At 60.0% G+C, this 16480-nt stretch carries 12 protein-coding genes and 4 tRNA genes; all 16 read right to left on the bottom strand.

Annotation, left to right across the window (positions count from 1 at the left end):
* Positions 1–125 precede the first annotated feature (125 nt).
* The gene (rpoC, locus tag QMX85_RS16730) at positions 126–4325 is read right to left on the bottom strand and encodes a DNA-directed RNA polymerase subunit beta' (RefSeq protein WP_090231806.1); all 4200 of its coding nucleotides are present in this window, start codon (positions 4323–4325) and stop codon (positions 126–128) included.
* Between the two features lie 64 nt (positions 4326–4389).
* The gene (gene rpoB, locus QMX85_RS16735; RefSeq protein WP_282342676.1) at positions 4390–8460 is read right to left on the bottom strand and encodes a DNA-directed RNA polymerase subunit beta; all 4071 of its coding nucleotides are present in this window, start codon (positions 8458–8460) and stop codon (positions 4390–4392) included.
* Between the two features lie 213 nt (positions 8461–8673).
* Positions 8674–9042: a 50S ribosomal protein L7/L12 gene (gene rplL, locus QMX85_RS16740; RefSeq protein ID WP_090231804.1), complete on the bottom strand. Its 369-nt coding sequence runs from the start codon at positions 9040–9042 to the stop codon at positions 8674–8676.
* Positions 9043–9118: 76 nt separating this feature from the next.
* The gene (gene rplJ, locus QMX85_RS16745; protein WP_090231803.1) at positions 9119–9619 is read right to left on the bottom strand and encodes a 50S ribosomal protein L10; all 501 of its coding nucleotides are present in this window, start codon (positions 9617–9619) and stop codon (positions 9119–9121) included.
* Positions 9620–9822: 203 nt separating this feature from the next.
* Positions 9823–10518, bottom strand: coding sequence for a 50S ribosomal protein L1 (gene rplA, locus QMX85_RS16750; RefSeq protein WP_273235085.1), 696 nt, complete (start codon positions 10516–10518; stop codon positions 9823–9825).
* Positions 10519–10950: a 50S ribosomal protein L11 gene (rplK, locus tag QMX85_RS16755; protein WP_090231801.1), complete on the bottom strand. Its 432-nt coding sequence runs from the start codon at positions 10948–10950 to the stop codon at positions 10519–10521.
* A gap of 117 nt (positions 10951–11067) precedes the next feature.
* A complete protein-coding gene (gene nusG, locus QMX85_RS16760) occupies positions 11068–11601 on the bottom strand; it encodes a transcription termination/antitermination protein NusG (RefSeq protein WP_282342680.1) in 534 nt (177 codons plus the stop codon).
* 9 nt (positions 11602–11610) lie between these two features.
* A complete protein-coding gene (gene secE, locus QMX85_RS16765) occupies positions 11611–11979 on the bottom strand; it encodes a preprotein translocase subunit SecE (protein WP_282342681.1) in 369 nt (122 codons plus the stop codon).
* A 48-nt stretch (positions 11980–12027) separates the two neighbouring features.
* Positions 12028–12103 (bottom strand) — tRNA-Trp (locus QMX85_RS16770).
* 54 nt (positions 12104–12157) lie between these two features.
* A complete protein-coding gene (tuf, locus tag QMX85_RS16775) occupies positions 12158–13351 on the bottom strand; it encodes an elongation factor Tu (RefSeq protein ID WP_282342670.1) in 1194 nt (397 codons plus the stop codon).
* Between the two features lie 88 nt (positions 13352–13439).
* Positions 13440–13515 (bottom strand) — tRNA-Thr (locus tag QMX85_RS16780).
* A 27-nt stretch (positions 13516–13542) separates the two neighbouring features.
* Positions 13543–13616 (bottom strand) — tRNA-Gly (locus QMX85_RS16785).
* 25 nt (positions 13617–13641) lie between these two features.
* Positions 13642–13726 (bottom strand) — tRNA-Tyr (locus tag QMX85_RS16790).
* Between the two features lie 144 nt (positions 13727–13870).
* The gene (locus tag QMX85_RS16795; protein ID WP_282342683.1) at positions 13871–14557 is read right to left on the bottom strand and encodes an SPOR domain-containing protein; all 687 of its coding nucleotides are present in this window, start codon (positions 14555–14557) and stop codon (positions 13871–13873) included.
* Between the two features lie 9 nt (positions 14558–14566).
* Entirely contained in the window at positions 14567–15313 is a 747-nt protein-coding gene (locus tag QMX85_RS16800; protein ID WP_282342686.1) for a pantothenate kinase, read from the bottom strand.
* Entirely contained in the window at positions 15303–16262 is a 960-nt protein-coding gene (birA, locus tag QMX85_RS16805) for a bifunctional biotin--[acetyl-CoA-carboxylase] ligase/biotin operon repressor BirA (protein WP_282342687.1), read from the bottom strand. The genes QMX85_RS16800 and birA overlap by 11 nt, the downstream gene beginning before the upstream one ends.
* Positions 16263–16480: the final 218 nt, after the last annotated feature.

Below are 16480 nucleotides of genomic sequence, written 5' to 3' on the forward strand. Positions count from 1 at the left end.
ATTACCCTAAGAAAAGCAAAATGGCAGAGCACGTGCCCTGCCAAATTTAGGGGTGCATGAGTCTAAAGAGACGCACGCTCCCCGTCAAGGCAAAGCCCGGGCCAACCTGCGCCCGGGCATCGCTCTCAATTACCGCTGGAGTTCAGCGCTTCGGTCAGCGCTGCTTCCACTTCGCTGGCGCTGACGCGAACCGGCTTGTCGGCTTCACGACGACGCTTGCGCTCGCTGTGGTAGGCCAGACCGGTACCGGCCGGGATCAGACGACCGACCACCACGTTCTCCTTCAGGCCACGCAGGTAGTCGCGCTTGCCGGTGACCGCCGCTTCGGTAAGAACGCGGGTGGTCTCTTGGAAAGATGCCGCCGAGATGAACGACTCGGTGGACAGCGACGCCTTGGTGATACCCAGCAGCACGCGGGTGAACTTGGCGGCGAACTTGTCTTCCGCGGCCAGACGCTCGTTCTCGCCCAGTACGCCGGTCAGTTCCATCTGGTCGCCCTTGATGAAGCTGGAGTCGCCGGACTCGGCAATCTCCACCTTGCGCAGCATCTGCCGCAGGATGGTCTCGATGTGCTTGTCGTTGATCTTCACGCCCTGCAGGCGGTACACGTCCTGGATCTCGTTGACGATGTACTTGGCCAGCGCGCTGACACCCAGCAGACGCAGGATGTCGTGCGGATCGCTCGGACCGTCGGAGATGACTTCGCCCTTGTTCACCTGCTCGCCTTCGAAGACGTTCAGGTGGCGCCACTTCGGAATCAGCTCCTCGTAAGGATCGCTGCCGTCGGTAGGCGTGATGACCAGGCGACGCTTGCCCTTGGTTTCCTTGCCGAAGGAGATGGTCCCGCTGATTTCAGCCAGGATCGAAGCCTCTTTCGGACGACGCGCCTCGAACAGGTCGGCGACGCGCGGCAGACCACCGGTGATGTCACGGGTCTTGGAGGTTTCCTGCGGGATACGTGCGATGACGTCACCCACACCCACTTCCACGCCGTCGGCCACGCCGACCAGGGCGTTCGCCGGCAGGAAGTACTGAGCCGGTACGTCGGTACCCGGCAGCAGCAGTTCCTTGCCATTGGCGTCGACCATCTTCACGGCAGGACGGATGTCCTTGCCCGAGGCCGGACGATCTTTCGGATCCAGCACTTCGATGTTGGTCAGGCCGGTCAGTTCGTCGGTCTGACGCTTGATAGTGATGCCTTCCTCCATGCCGACGAAGGTCACGATACCCTTCATCTCGGTCACGATCGGGTGGGTGTGCGGATCCCACTTGGCAACGATGGCGCCCGCTTCGACCTTGTCACCTTCCTTGACGGAAATGACCGCGCCGTACGGCAGCTTGTAGCGCTCGCGCTCGCGACCGAAGTCGTCCGCGATCGCCAGTTCGCCGGAGCGCGACACCGCAACCAGGTTGCCGTCCACGCGCTCGACGTGCTTCAGGTTGTGCAGGCGGATGATCCCGCCGTTCTTGACCTGGACGCTGTCGGCCGCCGAAGTCCGGCTCGCCGCACCACCGATGTGGAACGTACGCATGGTCAGCTGGGTACCCGGCTCACCGATGGACTGGGCGGCGATGACGCCGACCGCTTCACCGATGTTGACCTGATGCCCGCGGGCCAGATCGCGGCCGTAGCACTTGGCGCAGATGCCGTGCCGGGTTTCGCAGGTGATCGGCGAACGCACGATCACTTCGTCGATGCTGTTCAGTTCGATGAACTCGACCCACTTCTCGTCCACCAGCGTACCGCCGGGAACGATGACTTCATCGCTGCCCGGACGGAATACGTCACGCGCGATCACACGACCCAGCACGCGCTCGCCGAGCGGTTCGACGACGTCGCCGCCTTCGATGTGGGGGGTCATCAGCAGACCGTGTTCGGTACCGCAATCGACCTCGGTAACCACCAGGTCCTGCGCCACGTCGACCAGGCGACGGGTCAGGTAACCGGAGTTCGCGGTTTTCAGCGCGGTATCCGCCAGACCTTTACGAGCACCGTGAGTGGAGATGAAGTACTGGAGTACGTTCAGGCCTTCACGGAAGTTCGCGGTGATCGGCGTCTCGATGATCGAGCCGTCCGGCTTGGCCATCAGACCACGCATACCGGCCAGCTGACGGATCTGAGCTGCCGAACCCCGGGCACCGGAGTCAGCCATCATGTACATGGAGTTGAAGGACTCCTGCTCGACTTCGTCGCCCTTGCGGTCGATGACCTTCTCTTTCGAGAGGTTGGCCATCATCGCCTTGGAGACTTCGTCGTTCGCCTTGGACCAAAGGTCGATCACCTTGTTGTACTTCTCGCCCTGGGTTACCAGGCCGGAGGCGTACTGCGATTCGATTTCCTTCACTTCCTCGGTGGCGGCGTCGATGATGCGGGCCTTCTCGTCGGGAATGACGAAGTCGTTCACGCCGATCGACACACCGGAGATGGTCGAGTAGGCGAAGCCGGTATACATCAGCTGGTCGGCGAAGATGACGGTGTCTTTCAGGCCGACCGTGCGGTAGCACAGGTTGATCAGCTTGGAGATCGCCTTCTTCTTCATCGGCTGGTTGACCACGTCATACGACAGGCCGGCCGGGACCACCTGGAACAGCAGCGCGCGGCCGACGGTGGTGTCGACGATGCGGGTGTTCTTGACCAGGCTGCCGTCCTTCTGCTTGACGGTCTCGTTGATGCGCACTTTCACGCGGGCGTGCAGGGACGCTTCGCCGGCGCGGAATACGCGGTCGACTTCCTGCAGGTCGGCGAACACACGACCTTCGCCCTTGGCGTTCACCGCTTCACGGGTCATGTAGTACAGACCCAGAACCACGTCCTGCGACGGCACGATGATCGGCTCACCGTTGGCGGGCGAGAGGATGTTGTTGGTCGACATCATCAGCGCACGCGCTTCGAGCTGGGCTTCCAGCGTCAGCGGTACGTGGACGGCCATCTGGTCACCGTCGAAGTCGGCGTTGTACGCGGCGCAGACCAGCGGGTGCAGCTGGATGGCTTTACCTTCGATCAGAACCGGTTCGAACGCCTGGATACCCAGACGGTGAAGCGTCGGCGCACGGTTGAGCAGCACGGGGTGTTCGCGAATCACTTCGGCGAGAACGTCCCACACCTCTGGCAGTTCGCGCTCGACCATCTTCTTGGCGGCTTTGATGGTCGTGGCCAGGCCACGCATTTCCAGCTTGCCGAAGATGAACGGCTTGAACAGCTCCAGGGCCATCTTCTTCGGAAGACCGCACTGGTGCAGGCGCAGGGTCGGGCCCACGGTGATAACCGAACGACCCGAGTAGTCGACGCGCTTGCCGAGCAGGTTCTGACGGAAACGACCTTGCTTACCCTTGATCATGTCGGCCAGGGATTTCAACGGACGCTTGTTCGAGCCGGTGATGGCGCGACCGCGACGACCGTTGTCGAGCAGGGCGTCGACCGCCTCCTGCAGCATGCGCTTTTCGTTGCGCACGATGATGTCCGGAGCGGACAGGTCGAGCAGGCGCTTCAGGCGGTTGTTCCGGTTGATCACCCGACGATACAGGTCGTTGAGGTCGGAGGTCGCGAAGCGACCGCCGTCCAGCGGAACCAGCGGACGCAGGTCCGGCGGCAGCACCGGCAGAACGGTTAGCACCATCCACTCAGGCAGGTTGCCCGAGCCATGGAAGGCTTCCATCAGCTTGAGGCGCTTGGACAGCTTCTTGATCTTGGTTTCCGAGTTGGTCTGCGGAATCTCTTCGCGCAGGCGGCCGATCTCGTGCTCCAGGTCGATCGCGTTGAGCAGCTCGCGAACAGCTTCGGCGCCCATGCGCGCGTCGAACTCGTCACCGTGCTCTTCGAGGGCTTCGAAGTACTGTTCGTCGTTCAGCAGCTGACCCTTCTCGAGGGTAGTCATGCCCGGATCGATCACCACGTAGCTCTCGAAATAGAGCACACGCTCGATGTCACGCAGAGTCATGTCCAGCAGCAGGCCGATACGGCTCGGAAGCGACTTCAGGAACCAGATGTGGGCGACCGGCGACGCGAGTTCGATGTGCGCCATGCGCTCACGACGAACCTTGGCCAGCGCGACTTCGACGCCGCACTTCTCGCAGATCACGCCGCGGTGCTTGAGGCGCTTGTACTTACCGCACAGGCACTCGTAGTCCTTGACCGGGCCAAAGATCTTGGCGCAGAACAGACCGTCACGTTCGGGCTTGAAGGTACGGTAGTTGATGGTCTCCGGCTTCTTAACTTCACCGAAGGACCACGAACGGATCATCTCGGGCGAAGCCAGACCGATACGGATCGCATCGAACTCTTCGACCTGACCCTGGTTTTTCAACAGATTCAGCAAGTCTTTCAAGGCCTTTCCTCCTCACGGAGCAGGGAGCGGGCTATGCCGCCCCACTCCCGATGCGCGTCGCGTGTTATTCGGTTTCCAGTTCGATGTCGATACCCAGCGAACGGATCTCTTTGATCAGCACGTTGAAGGACTCCGGCATGCCGGGCTCCATGCGGTGATCGCCGTCCACGATGTTCTTGTACATCTTGGTCCGGCCGTTCACGTCGTCCGACTTGACGGTGAGCATTTCCTGCAGGGTGTAGGCGGCGCCATAGGCTTCCAGTGCCCAGACCTCCATCTCCCCGAAACGCTGACCGCCGAACTGCGCCTTGCCGCCCAGCGGTTGCTGGGTGACGAGGCTGTAGGAACCGGTGGAACGCGCGTGCATCTTGTCGTCCACCAGGTGGTTCAGCTTGAGCATGTACATGTAGCCGACGGTGGTCGGGCGCTCGAACTGGTTGCCGGTACGGCCGTCGATCAGGCGCATCTGGCCGCTTTCCGGCAGATCGGCCAGCTTCAGCATGGCCTTGATCTCACGCTCCTTGGCACCGTCGAATACCGGCGTTGCCATCGGCACGCCGCCGCGCAGGTTCTTCGCCAGCTCAAGGATCTCGTTGTCGCCGAGTTCGTCGAGATTCTCCTGACGCCCGCCGATCTCGTTGTAGATCTCGTGCAGGAACTTGCGCAGCTCGGCGACCTTGCGCTGCTCTTCAAGCATGCGGTTGATCTTCTCGCCCAGCCCCTTGGCCGCGAGCCCCAGGTGGGTTTCGAGGATCTGGCCGACGTTCATACGCGACGGCACGCCCAACGGGTTGAGGACGATGTCGACCGGAGTGCCATTGGCATCGTGCGGCATGTCTTCGACCGGCATGATCACCGAGACCACACCCTTGTTACCATGACGGCCGGCCATCTTGTCGCCCGGCTGGATGCGGCGCTTGATGGCGAGGTAGACCTTGACGATCTTCAGCACGCCCGGAGCGAGGTCGTCGCCCTGCTGCAGCTTGCGCTTCTTGTCTTCGAACTTGTCGTCGAGCAGCAGACGGCGGTCGGAGATGTAGGCCTGAGCCTTCTCCAACTGCTCGTTGAGCGCGTCTTCGGCCATGCGCAGTTTGAACCACTGACCACGCTCGAGACCGTCGAGGAACTCGTCGGTGATCTCGGCGCCTTTCTTCAGGCCCGCGCCGCCTTCGGCTTTAGCACCGACCAGAGCGGAACGCAGGCGCTCGAAGGTGGCGCCTTCGACGATGCGGAACTCCTCGTTGAGGTCCTTGCGGATCTCGTCGAGCTGCATTTTCTCGATGGACAGCGCACGGCTGTCGCGCTCGACGCCATCACGGGTGAAGACCTGAACGTCGATGACGGTGCCCTTGGTGCCTGTCGGCACGCGCAGCGAGGTGTCTTTGACGTCGGAGGCCTTCTCACCAAAGATCGCGCGCAGCAGCTTTTCTTCCGGAGTCAGCTGGGTCTCGCCTTTCGGAGTGACCTTGCCGACCAGGATGTCGCCGGCGCCGACCTCGGCACCCACGTAAACGATGCCCGCTTCGTCCAGCTTGTTCAGCGCTGCTTCACCCACGTTCGGGATGTCAGCGGTGATTTCCTCTGGGCCGAGCTTCGTGTCACGCGCCACACAGGTCAGTTCCTGGATGTGGATGGTGGTGAAGCGATCTTCCTGGACCACACGCTCGGAGAGGCAGATGGAGTCCTCGAAGTTGAAGCCGTTCCACGGCATGAACGCGACGCGCATGTTCTGTCCGAGCGCCAGTTCACCCATGTCGGTGGACGGACCGTCGGCGAGGATGTCGCTGCGCGAAACCTTGTCACCCTTGCTCACCAGCGGACGCTGGTTGATGCAGGTGTTCTGGTTGGAACGGGTGTACTTGGTCAGGTTGTAGATGTCGACGCCAGCCTCGCCGGTCTCGACTTCGTCGTCATGCACACGCACCACGATACGGCTGGCGTCGACGGAGTCGATCACGCCGCCACGACGGGCCACGACGCAGACGCCGGAATCGCGCGCCACGTTGCGCTCCATCCCGGTACCCACCAGAGGCTTGTCGGCACGCAGGGTCGGCACGGCCTGACGCTGCATGTTCGAGCCCATGAGTGCGCGGTTGGCGTCATCGTGCTCGAGGAACGGAATCAACGATGCGGCGACGGAAACCACCTGCTTCGGCGATACGTCCATCAGCGTCACGTCTTCCGGCGCCTTGACGGTGAACTCGTTCAGGTGGCGCACGGTAACCAGTTCGTCGACCAGACGACGGCCTTCCAGCTTGGCGCTGGCCTGGGCGATCACGTGATCGGCTTCTTCGATGGCCGAGAGGAACACGATCTCGTCGCTGACTTCGCCGTCCTTCACAACGCGGTACGGGCTTTCCAGGAAGCCGTATTGGTTGGTGCGGGCATAGGCCGCCAGGGAGTTGATCAGACCGATGTTCGGACCTTCCGGCGTCTCGATCGGGCACACGCGGCCATAATGGGTCGGGTGTACGTCGCGGACTTCGAAGCCGGCGCGCTCACGGGTCAGACCGCCCGGGCCGAGTGCGGAGACGCGGCGCTTGTGGGTGATCTCGGAGAGCGGGTTGTTCTGGTCCATGAACTGCGAGAGCTGGCTGGAACCGAAGAACTCCTTCACCGCCGCCGCAACCGGCTTGGCGTTGATCAGGTCCTGCGGCATCAGGCCTTCGCTTTCGGCCATCGACAGACGTTCCTTGACCGCACGCTCTACGCGCACAAGGCCAACGCGGAACTGGTTCTCGGCCATCTCGCCGACGCAACGGACGCGACGGTTACCGAGGTGGTCGATGTCATCGACGATGCCCTTGCCGTTGCGGATGTCGACCAGGGTCTTGAGCACGGCGACGATATCTTCCTTGCTCAGTACGCCAGAACCTTCGATCTCGGTACGACCGATACGACGGTTGAACTTCATCCGGCCCACAGCGGACAGGTCGTAACGCTCGGCGCTGAAGAACAGGTTGTTGAACAGCGTCTCGGCAGCATCCTTGGTCGGCGGCTCGCCGGGACGCATCATGCGGTAGATCTCGACCAGGGCTTCCAGCTGGTTGCCGGTGGAGTCGATCTTCAGCGTGTCGGAGATGAACGGACCGCAATCGATGTCGTTGGTGTACAGCGTCTCGATGCGCACGACCTGGGCCTTGGCGATCTTCGCCAGCAGGTCGGTGGTCAGCTCGGTGTTGCACTCGGCGATGATTTCGCCGGTGGCCGGGTGCACGATGGCCTTCGCAGTGGTGCGACCGAGGACGTATTCCAGCGGCACTTCCAGCTCTTTCAGGCCGGCCTTGTCGATCTGGTTGATGTGGCGCGCGGTGATCCGGCGGCCCTGCTCGACGATGACCTTGCCCTTGTCATCCTTGATGTCGAAGGCGGCGATTTCGCCACGCAGACGCTGCGGCACCAGTTCCAGGCTGAGGTTCTCGCCCTTCACGTGGAACAGGTTGGTGTCGTAGAACGCGTCCAGAACTTCTTCGGTCGAGTAACCCAGCGCGCGAAGCAGCACGGACGCCGGCAGTTTGCGGCGACGGTCGATACGAACAAAGACGGCGTCTTTCGGGTCGAACTCGAAGTCCAGCCAGGAACCACGGTAAGGAATGATTCGAGCCGAATAGAGCAGTTTGCCCGAGCTGTGCGTCTTGCCGCGGTCGTGGTCGAAGAACACGCCTGGCGAGCGGTGCAGCTGGGAGACGATGACGCGCTCGGTACCATTGATGATGAAGGTACCGTTCTCGGTCATCAGGGGGATTTCCCCCATGTAGACTTCCTGCTCCTTGATGTCCTTGATCGCTTTGTTCGACGATTCTTTATCGAAAATGATCAGGCGCACTTTCACGCGCAGCGGCACGGCGAACGTTACGCCGCGCAGGACGCATTCCTTGACGTCGAAAGCCGGCTCGCCCAGGCGATAACCGACGTATTCCAGCGCGGCGTTGCCGGAATAGCTGATGATCGGGAAAACGGACTTGAAGGCCGCATGCAGGCCGATGTCGCGGAACTGATCCTTGGTCGCTCCCGCCTGCAGGAACTCGCGATATGAATCCAGTTGGATTGCCAGGAGGTAAGGCACATCCATGACGTCCGGCAACTTGCTAAAGTCCTTGCGGATACGTTTTTTCTCAGTGTATGAGTAAGCCATCAGCGTTCCCCAGCTTGGTCACCTGCTTGTTTGGCTTCTCCCGGCGGGAGTAGCCAGAAACTCTTGCAAACCCCAGGTTTGCTCCACCCCGAAGGTGGGTCGTCATAGGCAGCAACCGCGAGACGCTGCCTATAACGGAAAAAGGCCGGTGGCATTTGCCACCAGCCATCAGCCTTACGCGAGTCGCTCGGGCTGTAGACGCAAGGTCGTCGCTTACTTGAGCTCGACTTTGGCGCCAGCTTCTTCCAGAGCCTTCTTGGCGGCTTCGGCTTCTTCTTTCGAAGCGCCTTCCTTGACAACGCCCGGGGCGCCGTCAACCACTGCCTTGGCTTCTTTCAGACCCAGACCGGTCAGTTCGCGAACGACTTTGATGACGTTCACTTTCTTGTCGCCGGTTTCGGTCAGCATGATGGTGAATTCGGTTTGCTCTTCGACAACGGCAGCAGCAGCAGCCGGCCCGGCAGCAGCAGCTGCAGCGGCGGTAACACCGAACTTCTCTTCCATCGCCTTGATCAGCTCGACGACTTCCAGAACGGTTTTCTGGCCGATTGCTTCGATGATGTCTTCGTTAGACAGAGCCATGACTCTAATTCCTGTATTGGGTGACAGCCTTCGAGGCCATCTAATTTGATTGAGCTAGAAAGAGACCTGCGCAGCCTTAGGCGGCGGCGGATTCTTTCTGGTCGCGAACAGCCGCCAGCGTACGAGCCAGTTTGCTGGTAGCGCCTTGGATCACGCTCATCAGCTGGGAAATGGCTTCGTTGTAGGTCGGCAGGGTTGCCAGTACGTCGATCTGAGCGGCCGAAAGGAACTGGCCCTCGAACGCAGCTGCCTTGATCTCGAACTTGTCCTGACCCTTGGCGAATTCCTTGAACAGGCGAGCAGCAGCGCCCGGATGTTCGTTGGAAAAAGCGATCAGGGTCGGGCCTTTGAACACGTCGTTGAGCACGTCGTACTGAGTGCCTTCAACGGCGCGGCGCAGCAGGGTGTTACGTACGACTTTCACGTACACACCAGCTTCGCGGGCCTCTTTACGGAGTCCGGTCATTGCGCCGACGGTCACGCCACGGGCATCAGCCACGACAGCGGACAGAGCAGCTTTGGCAGCTTCGTTGACTTCAGCGACTATGGCCTTCTTGTCTTCGAGCTTAATTGCCACGGGTTTACTCCTGGATATTACCGTTGGTCCGACCGAGGCCGGACGACGTTTGGTGTCTGATTCGGTATGAATCGGGAGCACCATCTGCGTAGGCTTGGAAATCCTTTTTTAAGGCTTGCGCCACCTACGGTCTTGGATAGCCCCCGCCAGGCAGGGACCCCAATAGTTGCGAGCGACGGCGAACCACCGCCCGACTTGAATGCTTATGCGTCCAGCGAAGCCTGATCGATCTGCAGACCAGGACCCATGGTGCTGCTCAGGGTCACGCGCTGCACATAGATGCCTTTCGAGGTCGACGGCTTCAGACGCTTGAGATCGGAGAGCAGGGCTTCCACGTTCTGCTTCAGCTTGACCGGTTCGAAATCGATCTTGCCGACGGAGGCGTGGATGATGCCGTTCTTGTCGGTACGGAAACGCACCTGACCAGCCTTGGCATTACGCACGGCAGTGGCCACGTCCGGAGTCACGGTACCGACTTTCGGGTTGGGCATCAGGCCGCGCGGGCCGAGGATCTGACCCAGCTGACCGACGACGCGCATGGCGTCCGGGGAGGCGATGACCACGTCGTAGTTCAGATCGCCGCCTTTCATTTCGGCAGCCAGTTCGTCCATGCCAACGCGGTCGGCACCAGCGGCCAGAGCAGCTTCAGCGCCCGGACCCTGGGTGAACACGGCAACGCGAACGCTTTTGCCGGTGCCGTTCGGCAGCACGGTTGCGCCACGCACGACCTGGTCGGATTTACGCGGGTCTACACCGAGGTTGATCGAGATATCGACCGACTCTTTGAACTTGATGGTCGACAGTTCGGCCAGCAGCTTGGCGGCGTCTTCGAAACCATATTGCTTGCCGGCTTCAATCTTCTCGGCAATCGTCTTCTGGCGCTTGGTCAGCTTAGCCATTTACACACCCTCCACGTTCAGGCCCATGCTGCGAGCGGAACCAGCGATGGTACGCACGGCCGCATCCATGTCAGCAGCAGTCAGGTCGGCATTCTTGGTCTTGGCGATCTCTTCCAGCTGAGCGCGGGTCACGGTGCCAACCTTCTGACTGTTCGGACGCGGCGAGCCACTGGCGATGCCGGCTGCTTTTTTCAGCAGAACCGAAGCCGGGGTGCTTTTGGTTTCAAAGGTGAAGCTGCGATCGCTGTACACGGTGATGATCACCGGAGTAGGCAGACCTGGCTCCATACCCTGGGTGCGGGCGTTGAACGCCTTGCAGAACTCCATGATATTGACACCATGCTGACCCAGGGCCGGGCCGACCGGCGGCGACGGGTTAGCTTGTGCAGCCTTCACTTGCAGCTTGATGTAAGCCGTAATTTTCTTAGCCATTTGTAACTCCAGTTACGGGTTCCAGCGCCCGAAGGCTCCCCGGTTGCTTTCGCGTTTATCCCAGTGACGAAAAAACCCCGCAACCTGTGGCTGCGGGGTACGGGATTCAGTTGCCAGTTATGCTTTCTCGACCTGGCTGAATTCCAGCTCCACCGGAGTGGAGCGACCGAAAATGAGCACGGCAACTTGTATCCGGCTCTTCTCGTAGTTGACCTCTTCCACCACGCCATTGAAATCGGCGAAGGGACCATCAGTGACGCGGACGGTTTCGCCCGGCTCGAAGAGCGTCTTCGGCTTGGGCTTGTCGCCGCTATCGGCAACGCGACGCAAGATAGCGTCAGCTTCTTTATCGGTGATAGGCGCAGGCTTGTCGGCGGTACCGCCAATGAAGCCCATGACACGCGGAGTATCCTTGACCAAGTGCCAAGTGCCCTCGTTCATGTCCATTTGCACCAGAACATAGCCGGGGAAGAACTTCCGTTCGCTTTTGCGCTTCTGGCCGTTACGCATTTCCACGACTTCTTCCGTGGGAACCAGAATCTCGCCGAACTCGTCTTCCATGCCGGCCAGCTTGACGCGCTCTACCAGCGAGCGCATGACATGCTTTTCGTAACCCGAATAAGCATGCACAACGTACCAACGCTTAGCCACGGCGCACCTTTAACCAACAATCAGAGAAACCAGCCAACCCAGCAGGGAGTCGAGCCCCCAAAGCAGCAACGCCATGACCAGGACAACAGCCACTACGATCAGCGTGGTCTGCGTCGTTTCTTGACGGGTGGGCCAGACGACTTTACGAATCTCGGCACGCGCTTCTTTGGCGAGACCGAAAAACGAACGCCCCTTGGCGGTCTGCAACGCAACGAATGCGGCAGCAGCAGCCAGGACAAGGAGCGCTAAAACGCGATACAGGATCGGTTCGGCCGAGAAGTACTGATTGCCGACCACACCCACAACCACCAGAGCGACTACTACGAGCCACTTAAGCAGGTCAAAGCGGGAGTCTTTGGCTTCAGCCTTGGCGTTCATCTATTAGAATCCTGTAAAAAAGAAGTGCCAGATTCTCATCATGGAATCTGGCAGGCCAGGAGGGAATCGAACCCCCAACCTGCGGTTTTGGAGACCGCCGCTCTGCCAATTGAGCTACTGGCCTGTAACCGAAATCAGGCCGACCATTATGCCGGCCTGACAGGCCAAGATCAACCGATTACTCGATGATCTTGGCAACCACGCCGGCGCCAACGGTACGACCACCTTCGCGAATCGCGAAGCGCAGGCCGTCTTCCATGGCGATCGGAGCGATCAGGGTGACAACCATCTTGATGTTGTCGCCCGGCATTACCATCTCTACGCCTTCCGGCAGTTCGCAGTTACCGGTTACGTCGGTAGTGCGGAAGTAGAACTGCGGACGGTAGCCTTTGAAGAACGGGGTGTGACGACCGCCTTCTTCCTTGCTCAGCACGTACACTTCAGCTTCGAACTTGGTGTGCGGCTTGATGGTGCCCGGCTTGGCCAGTACTTGGCCGCGCTCGACGTCTTCACGCTTGGTACCGCGCAGCAGCACGCCAACGTTCTCGCCAGCACGACCTTCGTCGAGCAGCTTGCGGAACATTTCAACGCCGGTACAGGTGGTCTTGGTCGTGGCACGAATACCGACGATCTCGACTTCTTCCTGGATCTTGACGATACCGCGCTCGACACGACCGGTTACCACAGTGCCGCGACCGGAGATCGAGAACACGTCTTCGATCGGCATCAGGAACGGACGATCGATGGCACGCTCGGGCTCCGGAATGTAGGAGTCCAGGGTCTCGACCAGCTTACGAACGGCGCTAACGCCCATTTCGTTGTCGTCCTGACCGTTCAGCGCCATCAGCGCCGAGCCGATCACGATCGGAGTGTCGTCGCCCGGGAAGTCGTAGGTCGACAACAGGTCACGCACTTCCATTTCGACCAGCTCGAGCAGCTCGGCGTCATCGACCATGTCAGCCTTGTTCAGGAACACGACGATGTAAGGAACGCCAACCTGACGCGACAGCAGAATGTGCTCGCGGGTTTGCGGCATCGGGCCGTCGGCAGCCGAGCAGACCAGGATGGCGCCGTCCATCTGCGCAGCACCGGTGATCATGTTCTTCACATAGTCAGCGTGACCGGGGCAGTCGACGTGAGCGTAGTGACGAATGGCCGAGTCGTACTCAACGTGGGAGGTGTTGATGGTGATACCGCGTGCCTTTTCTTCCGGCGCGTTATCGATCTGGTCGAAGTTACGCGCGGAACCGCCCCAAGTCTCAGCACAGACTTTGGTCAGAGCAGCTGTCAGCGTGGTCTTGCCATGGTCGACATGACCGATGGTGCCGACGTTGACGTGCGGTTTGTTACGTTCGAATTTTTCTTTAGCCATCGAGACCGTCTCCCATCAAAGTATTGAGCAAGTCACGCCACGCCCATTAGAACAAAGGCAGATATTTGCATATCTGCCTTTGAAGTATTGGAGCTCATGAGCGGAATCGAACCGCTGACCTCACCCTTACCAAGGGTGTGCTCTACCAGCTGAGCTACATGAGCGAAACGTTTCGCATAAACCAACAAACCTGGAGCGGGTAGCGGGAATCGAACCCGCATCATCAGCTTGGAAGGCTGAGGTTCTACCACTGAACTATACCCGCGGAGCCCGCAGCTCACGCTTTAATCTGGTGGAGGGAGAAGGATTCGAACCTTCGAAGTCGTAGACGTCAGATTTACAGTCTGATCCCTTTGGCCGCTCGGGAATCCCTCCAAATTTGGAGGCGGCATTTTCATCATATGCCACCCCACTGTCAAGCATTTCTCATTAAAAAACTTGAGCTTAGCTTCATCGACAGCCGCACCGCAGAAGACTTTCGTAAACCCTGCCTGCGAAGCGGGCGCCATTCTATGCAAACTAGCGCGGTGATGCAACGTCTTTGCAGGGCATTAGCTGATGACGCATCCCGGGGAAATCGGTAGACAGCCGCGCCAGCAAGGCATCATCCAGAAGGCGCCGGCTCGAGTCATCCACCCGAAGCCAGAAGCTCCGATAGGCACGTGGCAGCTCACGCACCTGCGGCTCGTAACCCGCCTCGTTCAGGCGCCGCACCAGGGCGTCGGCCAGCTCCTGGCGCGGAAACATCCCCAGGGAAATACCATCGGCCAGATCACCTTCGCCAATCAGGTAGCTGTCGATATGCCTCGATTGCAATTCCTTCAACTGTCGGAAGGACGCCTGGCGCGATGCCAGTGGAGGCAGATACACCCAGTAGTCGACGGCCCCTTCGGCATCGCGCGCCTGCACCTGGGCCGAGACATCCAACCCTTTCAACCGCTGCTCGAGCGGCCGGATATCAGCCTCTCCCGCATAACCGCCCAGGAAGAGACACACATCATCCACCTGGCTGACCGGTGCGACAGGAGCGGGACGCCCCTGGATCGCTGGAACATTTCCCGACTCGCTCAACAGGCGAATGTTGTCCTCAGCACTGCGGTATAACGAAAGAGGAGCCACCTCCTTTACACGCAGGGGCGCCTGCTGCTGGTGCCACACGTAGTAAAAAAGGTTGAGCATGAGCAACAACAGAAATAGCCAGCGCATCGGAGTCTCTCAGGGCAAAGGGCACGCGATAGCAAGGCCGATGAAGATAAGATCCGGATCGATCCTTACGTGAGGATGTACACCCTTCATCAAACCAGCATCCCCTCCCGTCAAAAAGACCTCGAATTCAGGGCCACAGTATTCGTCAGCGATTGCCACCTGGCCCCTGACGAAGCCCTGCAGCATCATCAGGCAACCGCGCTCCACCGCTTCCACGGTGGAGCGGCCGGGAGACAGGTCACGAAGGGCCTCCTCGGCCTGCTGGTCGTCATAGCGAATGCGTCGGGTGTGGGTCCTCAACTGGTTGCGCATCAACGGCATGCCAGGGCAGATAAAACCACCAAGGTGCTGGCCATCGGCGGCGACAAAGTCGGAGGTGATGGCCGTACCGAGATCGATGACCAGGCAGGCCTTGCCAGCCAGATGAAAGGCCCCCACTACTGCAAGCCAGCGATCCAGCCCAAGGCGTGAATAGTCTTCATAGCCATTGCGCACACCAGCCAACTCCTGTGCTGGCTTCACGGACGCGGTATCGATGGAAAATTCGTCTTTGAGACGCGCCATCAACGCCCGGGTTTCCTCATCGCTACGAACGCTCACCAACCTGCAGGCGCGCAACGACAGACGAGACATGCCCCGGAGTTCGCCAATCAGACTTTCATCGGAGCTAGCGACGCCGCCTCCGACACGTACACCCTCCGCACCAATCACACGCCATTTGATCAGACTGTTGCCGCAATCCAACTCAAGAATCATCGCTCAGCCTCAAACTCAGTTCGCCGCCGCTGCACTGGCGCTCGCTACCGTCAACCAGAAGACGCAAGGCGCCGGTCTCACTAATGCCCAGTACATCTCCACGCACCACCTGTACACCGGAAGCCAACTCAACCACTCGCCCCTGCCATAGGTGAGCCTCTTCCCACTCAGCCCTAAAGGCTGCGAAACCGCCCTTCTCGTGACGAGCAAGATCATCGCGAAGGCGCTCGCTTAGCGATCTGGCCAGACAGTTCCGATCGATGGCATGCCCAAGCTCTAGGCGAACCGAAGTCCAAGGCTGATCGATTCCTTCAGCCATTTCCCGCATGTTCACATTGATGCCGATGCCTATGACAACGTGGCACACGTCTGCGGGATCTCCGACCAGCTCAAGGAGTATTCCGGCAACTTTCTTGCGGCCGACGAGAACGTCGTTGGGCCATTTCATGCCGGCCTCACGCAGCCCCATGGCACGCAAAGCACTTAGCACCGATAACCCTACCACGAGGCTCAGCCCCTCAAGCTGACGCGCACCACCGCCGATTCTTACAACGAGGCTCATGTAGAGATTCTGGGCCAGCGGACTTACCCACTGGCGCCCACGCCGACCACGCCCGGCGGTTTGCTGCTCAGCGAGAACGAGAAAAGGAGCCGGCTTGTCGGCCTGTAGTAGACGCAGCGCCTCAGCATTCGTGGAGTCGATAACTTCACGGATCTGGACGCCCCAAGGGACACTCCCCTGAGGAGCGATTTCTTCGGCATCCAGAAGGTTCAACGAATCGGCCAGGCGATAACCCTTGCCGCGCACCTTGTGGATATCCAGCCCCAACTGTCGCTCAAGGGCCTGCAGCTGCTTCCAGATCGCACTGCGCGAGACGCCCAGCCGCACACCGAGCGCTTGCCCCGAATGGAATTGGCCGTCCTTCAGAAGTTGCAGCAAAGAAAACATGATCTGTGCCTCAGAATGAGGCCGGCATCATATCCACGCACTACAAGATTGCCTAGGCAAAGCAGCCACTGGATAAATGTTTTCTGGGCCCCAAAAGCCAAACCCCCAACCCGATTGCTCGGATTGGGGGTTTGGGGATAGGAGCTTGACGATGACCTACTCTCACATGGGGAAACCCCACACTACCATCGGCGATGCGTCGTTTCACTACTGAGTTC

This window comes from Pseudomonas sp. PS02288 (assembly GCF_029959715.1).
Taxonomy (GTDB): Bacteria; Pseudomonadota; Gammaproteobacteria; order Pseudomonadales; family Pseudomonadaceae; genus Pseudomonas_O; species Pseudomonas_O kuykendallii.

Bases quoted from the DNA above. Each gene is read 5' to 3' on its own strand.
- rpoB (WP_282342676.1), bottom strand. From the start codon at position 8,460: ATGGCTTACTCATACACTGAGAAAAAACGTATCCGCAAGGACTTTAGC.
- rplL (WP_090231804.1), bottom strand. From the start codon at position 9,042: ATGGCTCTGTCTAACGAAGACATCATCGAAGCAATCGGCCAGAAAACC.
- rplA (WP_273235085.1), bottom strand. From the start codon at position 10,518: ATGGCTAAGCTGACCAAGCGCCAGAAGACGATTGCCGAGAAGATTGAA.
- rplK (WP_090231801.1), bottom strand. From the start codon at position 10,950: ATGGCTAAGAAAATTACGGCTTACATCAAGCTGCAAGTGAAGGCTGCA.
- secE (WP_282342681.1), bottom strand. From the start codon at position 11,979: ATGAACGCCAAGGCTGAAGCCAAAGACTCCCGCTTTGACCTGCTTAAG.
- tuf (WP_282342670.1), bottom strand. From the start codon at position 13,351: ATGGCTAAAGAAAAATTCGAACGTAACAAACCGCACGTCAACGTCGGC.
- QMX85_RS16795 (WP_282342683.1), bottom strand. From the start codon at position 14,557: ATGCGCTGGCTATTTCTGTTGTTGCTCATGCTCAACCTTTTTTACTAC.
- QMX85_RS16800 (WP_282342686.1), bottom strand. From the start codon at position 15,313: ATGATTCTTGAGTTGGATTGCGGCAACAGTCTGATCAAATGGCGTGTG.
- birA (WP_282342687.1), bottom strand. From the start codon at position 16,262: ATGTTTTCTTTGCTGCAACTTCTGAAGGACGGCCAATTCCATTCGGGG.